Annotated in this window: 11 protein-coding genes and 1 pseudogene; 1 reads left to right on the top strand and 11 read right to left on the bottom strand. The window is 38.8% G+C overall.

The window, feature by feature from the left end; genetic code table 11:
- The coding region (locus H7N69_RS07125) for an outer membrane beta-barrel protein (protein ID WP_187884631.1) at positions 1-113 on the top strand (113 nt) is incomplete at its 5' end.
- Between the two features lie 140 nt (positions 114-253).
- On the opposite strand, the gene H7N69_RS07120 is transcribed toward H7N69_RS07125, so the two are convergent.
- From H7N69_RS07120 to H7N69_RS07075, 11 genes and pseudogenes are all read right to left on the bottom strand, one after another.
- Positions 254-982, bottom strand: coding sequence for a TerC family protein (locus H7N69_RS07120; RefSeq protein ID WP_000395239.1), 729 nt, complete (start codon positions 980-982; stop codon positions 254-256).
- 6 nt (positions 983-988) lie between these two features.
- The gene (gene corA, locus H7N69_RS07115; RefSeq protein ID WP_000248499.1) at positions 989-1,945 is read right to left on the bottom strand and encodes a magnesium/cobalt transporter CorA; all 957 of its coding nucleotides are present in this window, start codon (positions 1,943-1,945) and stop codon (positions 989-991) included.
- A gap of 15 nt (positions 1,946-1,960) precedes the next feature.
- On the bottom strand, positions 1,961-3,169 hold the full coding sequence (locus H7N69_RS07110) for a phosphoglycerate kinase (RefSeq protein ID WP_078263470.1): 1,209 nt from the start codon (positions 3,167-3,169) through the stop codon (positions 1,961-1,963).
- Between the two features lie 15 nt (positions 3,170-3,184).
- Positions 3,185-4,177 carry a type I glyceraldehyde-3-phosphate dehydrogenase gene (gap, locus tag H7N69_RS07105; RefSeq protein WP_187885234.1) on the bottom strand — a complete coding sequence of 331 codons (993 nt, stop codon included), beginning with the start codon at positions 4,175-4,177 and terminating at the stop codon, positions 3,185-3,187.
- A gap of 88 nt (positions 4,178-4,265) precedes the next feature.
- Complete coding sequence (ung, locus tag H7N69_RS07100) at positions 4,266-4,967, bottom strand: uracil-DNA glycosylase (RefSeq protein WP_187885233.1); 702 nt, start codon at positions 4,965-4,967, stop codon at positions 4,266-4,268.
- Positions 4,964-5,677, bottom strand: a complete 714-nt coding sequence (locus tag H7N69_RS07095; RefSeq protein ID WP_187885232.1) for a 1-acyl-sn-glycerol-3-phosphate acyltransferase — start codon at positions 5,675-5,677, stop codon at positions 4,964-4,966. Before H7N69_RS07095 ends, ung begins: the two co-directional genes overlap by 4 nt.
- Positions 5,664-6,827 (bottom strand): SH3 domain-containing protein, encoded by a 1,164-nt coding sequence (locus tag H7N69_RS07090; RefSeq protein WP_187885231.1) that lies wholly within the window; start codon positions 6,825-6,827, stop codon positions 5,664-5,666. The genes H7N69_RS07095 and H7N69_RS07090 overlap by 14 nt, the downstream gene beginning before the upstream one ends.
- 6 nt (positions 6,828-6,833) lie before the next feature.
- On the bottom strand, positions 6,834-8,198 hold the full coding sequence (locus H7N69_RS07085) for a S41 family peptidase (RefSeq protein WP_187885230.1): 1,365 nt from the start codon (positions 8,196-8,198) through the stop codon (positions 6,834-6,836).
- A gap of 110 nt (positions 8,199-8,308) precedes the next feature.
- Positions 8,309-8,434, bottom strand: a pseudogene (locus H7N69_RS07955) (DNA methyltransferase); the annotation flags it as partial.
- Positions 8,424-9,296, bottom strand: a complete 873-nt coding sequence (locus H7N69_RS07080; RefSeq protein WP_187885229.1) for an HpyAIV family type II restriction enzyme — start codon at positions 9,294-9,296, stop codon at positions 8,424-8,426. The gene H7N69_RS07080 and the pseudogene H7N69_RS07955, both read right to left, overlap by 11 nt.
- On the bottom strand, positions 9,296-10,375 hold the full coding sequence (locus H7N69_RS07075) for a DNA-methyltransferase (protein WP_187885228.1): 1,080 nt from the start codon (positions 10,373-10,375) through the stop codon (positions 9,296-9,298). Before H7N69_RS07075 ends, H7N69_RS07080 begins: the two co-directional genes overlap by 1 nt.
- Between the last annotated feature and the right edge of the window lie 2 nt (positions 10,376-10,377).

Raw genomic sequence — 10,377 nt, 5'->3', positions numbered from 1 at the left:
AACTAGGTTTTAAAATCCCCACGATCAACACCAGCTACTATTCTTTCATGGGCGCTAAACTAGAATACAGAAGGCTCTATAGCGTGTATCTCAATTATGTGTTTGCTTACTAAAAACCCTCTTTAAACCCCTCTTTTTTAGGGGAGTGTTGCAAAATGCCCCTATGCACTTATGAATTTTGATTAAAATTTAGTTGTTCACACTCAAAAAAAGCGCAAAACCTTTTATAAACCATTCATTCAATCTTAAAGGCCTAGCTTTTTTTCATTTTCTTTTCTATGAAAATGTTCAAGCATTCTATGAGCAAGGCAAAACCGATGCCCGCATACAAATAGTTTTTATTGATGTGTAAATGCAAGCCTTCTAAAAACAAAAACACGCCCACAACGAGCAAAAACACAAAGGCTAAAGTTTTGATGCGATAATGCCTTTCAATAAAATCGCCAACGATTTTGGAAAAAAACATCATCACGATTACAGATAAAATGATAGCAAGCGCCATGACTTCTAGGTGTTTAGCGATCCCAATAGCCGTGATCACGGAGTCCAAAGAAAAGACAATGTCTAAAAACATGATTTCTATTAAAGTGATGAAAAAGCCAAACGCTTTTTCTTGGCGTTTTTCTTTAGGGTAGATCTGCTCTTTTAGTTCCACTAACGCTTTAAAAGCCAAAAACGCCCCCCCTAAAAGTAGCACCACATCACGCCATGAAAAGCTCATGCCCGCTATAGCGAATAAAGGCTTTTGCAAATGGCTGATGAAAAACAAGCTCCCTAAAAGCCCTATACGAGTGATCATGGCTAATCCCAAGCCTAAAATCATGGCCTTATTTTGCTGGTGTTTGGGGAGTTTATAAACCATCACCGTGATAAAAATGATGTTATCAATCCCTAGAACGATCTCTAAAAGCGTGAGCGTAGCCAAGGAGATTACGCCATGCGGTGTAGAAAGAGCGTCTAAGAGCGAGGATAAAAATTCCATGAAAGGCTACAACCAGCCTTTCTTTTTGAAATAAATCACCGGGAGGATCGTAGAAATCGCCATGATAATCAGCGCGAAAAGATACCCGTATTGCCATTCCAACTCCGGCATGAATTTAAAGTTCATGCCATAAATCGTGCCGATCAAAGTGGGGGGCATCATCGCCATAGTCGCCACAGTGAAGAGCTTGATGATTTTATTTTGCTCCACATTCACTTGAGAAGCGAACAGGTTTTGAATGTTATCAAGCGAGTTGAGATTGACCGTTGTAGACTCCACCAAAGAGCTGAAATCGGTTAAAATGATATTTAAATTATTTTTAGTATCGCTATCCACTTTATTGCTCCTTAATAATGCGGTGATAATGCGCCGTTTGTCAAAAAAGGAATCCCTTAAAGCCACATTAAATTCTTGCAAATTGGACAAGTGCACTAAAATGTCATCATGCGTAGAAGTTTCTTTGAAAATGATGTTTTTGCGCAACAGGCTCGTTTGTTTGTTGATCCACTCTAGGCATTCCACCCCTTTTTCAAAATACACTTCAAAGATTTTGGTTAGAATATCAAACCCGTCTTCAAATTTTTTAGGGCTAGCCAAAACCTTTTTTTGGATAGAATCAAAGATTTCTAAAGTCCCATAATAAATCGTGAAAAGAATGTTATTAGACAAAATAAAGGTCGCCATTTCCGTGTGGAAAGTCTCATTTTCATCTTGGTTAGTGAAAAAAGCGTTGATCGTAACGCTGGAGCTGTCTTCCCAGTATTTGGTAACTGATGAAACTCGTTGGGAATGATCCGTGTTGTAGTGGATAGCGTATTCTTGGCTTAGAGTGGCTAATTCATTGGGCGTAGGGTTGATTAATTCAAACCACAACACTTCATTTTCTTCTATATCAAAACCATTAAAATCATTAAAGCGTTTTTTAATGACAAATTTTTGCTGTTTGAAAAACACGTTCACCATAAGCGATCCTTAGAGTTAATGGCGTTTGTCCAAAACCTCAAAACAAGGTAAAATTTTGCCCTCTAATAATTCCAAACTCGCTCCCCCACCGGTAGAAATGAAACTCATGTTATCCTTTTCGCCCGCGCGGTTGATCGCATCAATGGTATCGCCCCCACCAATGAGCGAGAAAGCGTAAGTGTCAGCGATTTTGTGGGCTAAAAAGGTTGTACCTCTGGCGAATTCTTGTTTTTCATGCACGCCTAAGGGGCCATTCCATAAAATGGTGGGCGCGCTCTCTATGACTTCAGAAAATAATTTCAGGCTCGCAGGCCCTATATCAGCGATCTTGTGTTTAGGCTCAATGTCTTGGACGGGTGAAATTTTAATGTGTTTGGGGTTGAGAATATCATCAGTGGTTACGGCGTCTATAGGTAAATAGACTTTGACTTTTTTTTCTTTGGCGCTTTGTAATAACTCTAGGGCGTCATTGATTAGAGCGTCTTCTACAGAAGAATCCTGCACATCATAGCCTAAGGCTTTTAAGAAGGTGTTGCTCATCGCCCCGGCAATGATGAGCTTGTCAATGAGATCTAAAATGTTTTTTAATAAAGTGAGTTTGGAGCTGACCTTAGCCCCCCCCACAATCAACAATAAAGGGCGTAAAGGGTGGTTAAACGCCTGATAAAACGAATCAATTTCTTTTTTGAGTAAAAACCCGCTCACTTTAACAGGGGCGAATCGCGCCGTGCCGTAAGTGCTGGCATGCTTTCTGTGGCTCGTGCCAAAAGCGTCATTCACAAACACATCGCACAAGCTCGCTAAATCTTTAGCCAGATTTTCATCATTTTCTTCTTCGCCTTTTAAAAAGCGGATATTTTCTAAAAGAAAAATCCTTGTGGGCGCGTTTTCGTTTAGGGCTTGCTTGAGTTGCACGATATTTTGAGAAAAAACCACTTCATGATTTAAAAGTCTTTCAAGGCGTTTTAAAAAGGGTTTCAAGCTCAATTTTTCTTCAACCCCTTTAGGGCGGCCCAAGTGGCTCACTAAAATAATATCTTTAGCCTTGTTGTCGATACAAAATTGGATGGTAGGCAAGCTCTCTCTAATGCGCGTGTCATCAGTGATATTCAAATTTTCATCTAAAGGCACGTTAAAATCCACTCTAATAAGCACCCTTTTATGGCTCACTTCCACTTCTTGAATGTTTTTAACGTTTTGCATAAACGACATTTTAGCTAACATGAAAAATCCTTTCTTTTAATTTTGTGCTATATATTGCGCCATGTCTATCAAGCGCTCGCTATAACCCATCTCATTATCATACCATGCCAATACTTTAGCATTCTTTTCGCCTATTGTCATGATTTGATCATCAATCACGATCGCGCTAAAAGGCGAAGAAATAAAATCGCTTGAAACAAGCCTTTCTTCATCAATGCTTACAACCCCTTTAAAGGCATGCTTACTGGCGTCTTTAAGCGCATGCTGAAGGCTTGCTTTACTCACAACTTTTTTAAAATTTAAAGACAGATCCACCAAGCTCACATTAGGGGTAGGCACTCTAATCGCAAGGCCTGTAACTTTAGGGCCTAAATGCGGTAAGACTAGCGAGATGGCTTTGCTCACGCCGGTGCTTGTGGGGATAAGATTTAAACCAGCCGCTCTGGCGCGGCGGATGTCTTTGTGCTTGGTGTCTAAAAGGTTTTGATCGTTAGTGTAGCTGTGGATGGTGGTTAAAAGCGCGTTTTCCACTTTAAAGGCTTCATCTAAGATTTTGAGTAGAGGAGCGGTAGCGTTAGTCGTGCAAGAGGCGTTAGAAATCACGCTTTCGTTATGGTAATTCTTATGATTCACCCCATAGACAAAGGTGGGGGCGTTTTGCGCGGGAGCGGAGATGATGACTTTTTTCACGCTGTTTTTAAGATGAGCGCTTGAAGCTTCTAAGGAATTGAATTTCCCGGTGCATTCTATGATGATTTCTGTGTTAGCGACAGAAAAATCAAGCTTGTTAATGTCTCGTTCGCTCAACACTAAAATATTTTTACTATGCCCGATATTTAGGGTTCTATTGGCGTTTAATTGGGCTTCAAAATGCCCATGCACGCTATCATGACGGATCAAATGCAAAAGAGTTTCTAATTCAGCGGTGGAATTGATGGCTACGATTTCTACATCTTTTCTTTGACTAGCGACTCTTATAGCGCACAAACCGATGCGCCCAGTCCCATTGATAGCGATTTTAATTGGCATGTTTTCCCTTTATTTAAAAATTAGCATTTTATCACAAATGCTCTTAAATCAAGGCATTCCTAAGGGGTTCTGCCTCATTAAGCATCAATCACAAACTAAAATCAAAATCCTTATGATAAACCTCTCTATAAGCTTTTTGAACGCTTGTAAAAACCCCACTCCCTAAAAACCCCCTAGATAACGGGCTAGGGTGAGGGGCTGTGATGATGATGTGTTTGTTTTTAGGGATTAGCGCGATCTTTTTTTGGGCGACTTTCCCTAATAACACCACGATTAAAGGGGAGATCGTTTCAAAAAGACGCATCAGTATCCTATCGCTAAAAGCTTCCCAGCCGATATATTGGTGCGAAGCGGCTTGGTTTTTTTCCACGCTTAAAATGGCGTTCAATAACAGCATGCCCCTTTTAGCCCATGCGCTCAAATCCCCACAACAAGGCACAGGCACGCCTAAATTCGCATGCAATTCTTTAAAAATATTTTTTAAACTTGGAGGAATGGGGGCGTTTTTTTCCACACTAAAGCTTAAGCCCATCGCCACCGGCAATTCTTGTTCATTGTCTAGGTAGGTGGAATGGTAGGGGTCTTGCCCTAAAAGAATGATTTTAACCGCACTAGGGGGCGTTAGATTGAGCGCATAAAACAGATTAGAGCTTTTAGGGAAAATGGTTTTAGGGCTTTTTAGGGCTTCTAGGTAGCGTTTTTCTATTTCTAAAAAATAAGGCTTTTTAAATTCGCTTTGCAAAAACTCCCGCCAAGCCAAGCTTAAAGGAGCGTAGTCAAAAAGCTTCATGCGTTTAATTCATGGTAGTGTTTTAAATACTCTTTTTGCATGCGTTCTTGTAATTCTTCATACCAGGTGGGCGAGTTAAAATCAGGCGTATAGCTTTCTAGCATGACTAAACGGGTGCGGGCTTTATAGGCTTCTAGGGGTTTGGAATTAAAGATTTTAATGGAATTGATTAACACCATGGGCTGGATTTTGAGCTGGAATTTTTCGGCGATGATTTTAGCCCCTTGCTTAAAGGGGAGGAATTTTTCTCCCCCTTTGCCTCTAGTGCCTTCAGGGAAAATCACTAAGGGGCGGTTTTGATCTAGCTTTTCCTTGCACGCTTTCAAAAGGCTCACAATCCCCTTTTTATCCTCTCTGTCAATTAAAATCATTCCGGTATCCGTTAAAGCATGCCCATAAAAGGGGATTTCGCCCAGCTCTTTTTTAGCGATCCAGCAAATATTACTGGGGTGGTAGGCTTCTAAATAAATGATGTCTAGTAAGCTTTGGTGGTTTAAGACAATGAGTTTAGCGTCCGTATCAAAAGCGCCTATTTTTTCTAAATGAACCCCGGCGAGAGAAAAAAAGCACGAACAAGCCCTACGGCTAGAGCGGGCGTTATTGTTTTTGCGGTTAAAATAATTGAAAACAATGATAACAGCTAAGCCTATAGCGATCACTAAAGCTCTATAAATCGCTCTTAAACGATTGGACTTTTTATTTGACTTCATCTTTTTTGACCCATCCTATTTGTTCATGCGGCGTTAGGATTTTATAATAATCATCATGCGAACCTAAGATTTTAATCGGCATTTCATTTTTAGAAAGCCCTAAAATGGTGGAATTTTGCGTGGGCAGAATGCGGATTTTTTTATGAGCGAGCAATAGGGCTGATTTTTGCGTGAATAAAAGGTGATACAAAACAAACCCTAAGCACAAAATCCCAAGCCCTAAAAAAATGAGTTTGCGCCCAAAAATGAAAAACAGCACCAAGAAAAACATGCACAAAGCGAGCAGCGCCACATTAGAAAAGACTAAAAAATTGTTTTTAGGGATGAGATCGCTTTGAATACCGGTAGTGTCTTGAGTGGGAATGGTTGAAAAAGATAAGGTTTTAAATTGCTTATTTGAAAGCGAAAAATAATCAAAAGAAAGGTTTTGAAGGGTTTTAGGCAACACGCAATAATAAAAAACGCTCCCTTCTTTAGCCTTGATTTGGTTTAAAGAGGCGTTATCAAACCCCTGTTTGATCGCTTCTTTGATGTGGAAATCTTCCCAAGTGGCTTCTTTGAACGCTATTTCCATCACCAAAATATTGTTTTTATCGTCATAGTCTTTGGTTTTGTATTGCACAACTTGTAAATCTTTAGCCATGACATTCGCATAACGAGGGTTTTTGGATAAGTCCGTTACTTGCAAAGTAACTTTGGGGGCTATGGAATGATCGACGTATTTGTCTTTATTGGAAAACGCGCTCACTTCTAAGGACGGAATAATCGCTTTTACGCCCTTAATCTTGTAATAATAAGTCGCTCTAAAAAGCTCTTGTTCCACCTTTTTCCATTTAGGCATTTTGCTTAAAGGCTCAATTTGGGTTTTATCCAACCCATCTTTGATTTTGGCTTCCAAAAACTCAGCGTCAAACAACAATAAATCATAAGTTACGCCTATAATTTGACCGATATAAACCGGATTGTTTTCCAAATCTTCTAATTGGGGGATTTTCACATAAGCCACTTTAGCCTTGATCTCTTCTGGCTCATGAGCGTCCTCAGCAACCAAAAAGCCTGCCAAAAAGCTTAAAATCAAACTGATGATTCTAAGGATTTTGATTGAGTGGGCGCAAAAACTCATTAACGATTTTTCAAATAAAAACCCCATGAGTTTTTATTTCTTCTTAGGCGCTTTTTCATCTATTTTCTCATCAACGATAGACCAGGTTTTCAAGCTGTCAATAGCGGTTTTTAGCTGAATATCATCGTTGATCATTTTAGGAGTAACCTCTTTTTCCTCTTCGTTTTTCTTGTCTTTATCCGCCTCTTTGGAATTAGGGGTTTTATCATCAATCTTTTTAAGCTCTTGCTCTAAATGGTGTTTTAGATCCGCTTCTTTCAAGCTGAATTTATTTTCATTTTCTGGCGCTTTACCCGGATAAATCACAATATCAGGCGTGATCCCCTTAGCTTGAATGGTGCGCCCGCTCGGCAAATAGTAGCGCGCGGTCGTGATTTTAATGGCTTCGTCCTTATTGACAGGGAGCAGCATCTGCACGCTTCCCTTACCAAAGGTTTTTTCACCGATAATCACGGCCCGTTTGTGATCTTGCAGTGCCCCTGCGACAATCTCGCTCGCGCTCGCTGAACCGCCATTGACTAACACCACAACAGGTAAATTGGTATAAGGGGCTCTGCCATTAGCCTTGTATTCTAAATTTTCCTCCTTATTTTTGCCTTTTTGAGAGACTAAAACCCCCTCTTTAATGAAGAGGTTAGACAAGCCTACCGCCTGGTTTAACAGCCCTCCAGGATTCCCCCTTAAATCCAACACGATCCCCTTAGCCTTAGGGTTAGCTTTCAAGCCGTCTAAAACCGATTTGGTAACATTCTTGTCAAAACCACTCACTCTCACATACAAATAGGGGGTTTCTTTAATCTTTTTCACATAGACAGAGGGGAGTTTAATGATGTCTCTAATGATGTTAAACACTAAAGGTTTTGGCTCGTTTTTTCTCACAACGGTGATCTGAATAGGGGTTTTTGGCTTGCCGCGCATGAGGTTGATCGCATCATCAATGCTCATGCTCAGCGTGCTTTCGTTATTGATTTTTAAAATGTTATCGCCTGATTTAACCCCAGCCTTGTAAGCGGGAGTGCCTTCTAAGGGAGCAATAACGGTCAAAACGCCATCGCGCATGCCCACCGTGATCCCAAGCCCCCCAAATTCGCCCTCGGTTTGGGCTTGAAATTCCTTAAACTTCTTTTCATTCAAATACGCTGAATGCGCGTCCAAATTAGAGAGCAAGCCCTCAATCGCTTTAGTCATGATCTCAGAAATACTGATTTTATCCACATACTTTTTTTCAATTTCTGAAACCACGTTAGTGAAACGATTGAACGCTTCCACCCTTTTAGCCGCTAATTCTTGCGGATCTTCTTTAACCGGCTTGACCGGCTTTTTTTCCTTAACTTCACCACCATGCAAACTCACAGCAAGAGAAATCGCTAACAACCCTTTAAAAAGTCGTTTTGTCATTGTTAATAGCACCACCCATTTTTGAGATTAGAAAGAATCACCTTTAAGGTTTTATTCAATTTTTTGCGTTTATTCTATCTAAAATTTAGATAACATGCCCATTCATTCACTCATTTTGAGCCTAAACGATACAACAAAAACGCATAACTCCCCGATCCATTCACATGCAAATCACAAAGCATGCCCGTTACAAAAACATTAGAAATGGGGCTTACTTTAGAGCCTCTATCGCAAAGACAATAACCTTTCCTCTAACTTTGATTCTAATTGCTGATAAATCGTTTTATTCTGTTGTCTAAAATGCTCTGCTAACATTTTTAAAACTTTTTGTTCTGGGAATAAAATTAACACAAGATTGAAAATTTCATCATTGTCCAAAAGCTTTCTATAAACGCTTGGCGCTAAATCTTTGATTTCTCTAAAGCTTTCTAAAGGATTTTCATCAAAATTCAAACTGGGTAAATCGGGTAAAATTTCACGCCATCGCGCTAAATGGTTTAAAACCTCATCCCAAACTTGCGGAATATTAAGAGATTCAAACAACTCCTTACCATAGCACAATTTCAAAGGCACGCCATAATCAACAGATAATTTTTGCAATTCCTCTTTATAATAATTTTGATTTTTATTCAAACCCTCATCTATAAAATAAAAATAACCTTGAATGTTTTCGCCATAATGATGGATTAAAGCCTCTAATTTCCTTTCAAAGTTATCTATTTGCCCTCTCTTTTTGGCGCTGTCATGGTCGTCTCGCATTTTTTGTTCTATAAAATAATAGGTGTTATCTTTTTTAGCAAACTGATCTAATTCTAAAGATTCCATTTTTTCTTTATCCTTATTGTAATAAGGAATTTTTTTAGATAAAGGCGAAAAGTTATGCTCTTTTAAATATTGTTCTATTAAGCATTCAAACGCATCGCCAAACTTAATCTCATGGGAAGTCAATAAATTTTGTAATAGTTTTGTTTTAGGCTTAGTGGGTCTAAAAATCCCCAAATAGCGTTCAGGATTTTCAGCAATATTTTCAAGTAATTTTGCCTTAGATGTTCCAAAAACAAAACGATTAAAAATCTCGTTAAAGGTTTGATAGTCCATTAAGAGTCCCTTTGGCAGATATAACGCAATTCATCTAGCAATAAAAATTGATTTTGGTAATACGCATAAAAAAATTTCCAGCCATTATGGTTAGTTTTATTCAAATATTTAGCGCTCATCTTATGAATAGAAGTTTCATAGTTTTCATTATCCCTCACTTGTCCGTTTTCTAAAACTTGACAAATTTTTTCTTTGTTAGATGAGTATAAAAAATCCCCAATTTTGAGTAATTGTTTAGAAATTAAAAGACTCATAGGGATTTTTGGGGGTTTAGTTTCTAAATCTAAATTAGTGATAAAATCGCTTTTATCCCTAGCGCTATTAAGGCGTTTTGTCGCTTCTTTGATATAAAAAGAATCTTTTTCAATGCCAATAAAATACCTGTTCATGGATTTAGCCACAGCCCCTGTTGTGCCTGTGCCAAAAAAGGGATCTAAAATAATATCTTTAGGTTTGGTCGCGCTTAAAATGATTTTCTTTAAAAGCGCTTCTGGTTTTTGCGTGGAATGCACTTTTTTACCTTGCGCGTCTTTTAGTCTTTCGTTACCCATGCAAATAGGGATTTGCCAAACCGATTTTTCTTGTTTGTCGTTATTGAGGTACTTCATTGTTTTATAATTAAAGGTAACTTTGCTGTTTTTGTGTTTAGCGCACCAGATAAGCGTTTCATGGGCGTTGCATAGTCTCTTGCCAGCAAAATTAGGCACCGGATTGCTCTTGTGCCAAATAATATCATTGAGTATCCAAAACCCTAAATTTTGTAAATGAAAACCAATTCTAAAAATATTTTGAAAACTCCCTATCACACAAATACTGCCATTATCTTTTAAAATCCTTTGGCACTCTTTTAGCCAACCCAAACAAAAGGTATCGTATTCCTTAAAAGAGCCAAATTTATCCCAATGATCCTCAACGCCTTGAAATTTTGTGCCTTCAAAACGCTTCAATTCCCCCTCTGTTTGCATAAAATATGGGGGGTCAGCAAAGATAAAATCAACGCTTCTGTTAGGAAAATCTTTTAATTTTTCTAAACAATCCCCCTCTATGATAGTGTTTAAGTTTTCTTTTAAAAAATCCATGA

This window comes from Helicobacter pylori (genome assembly GCF_014497725.1).
In the GTDB taxonomy this organism is placed as follows: domain Bacteria; phylum Campylobacterota; class Campylobacteria; order Campylobacterales; family Helicobacteraceae; genus Helicobacter; species Helicobacter pylori_DE.
The sequence above is the reverse complement of the archived record's forward strand: the minus strand, read 5'-3'. Positions and strand labels throughout refer to the sequence as shown.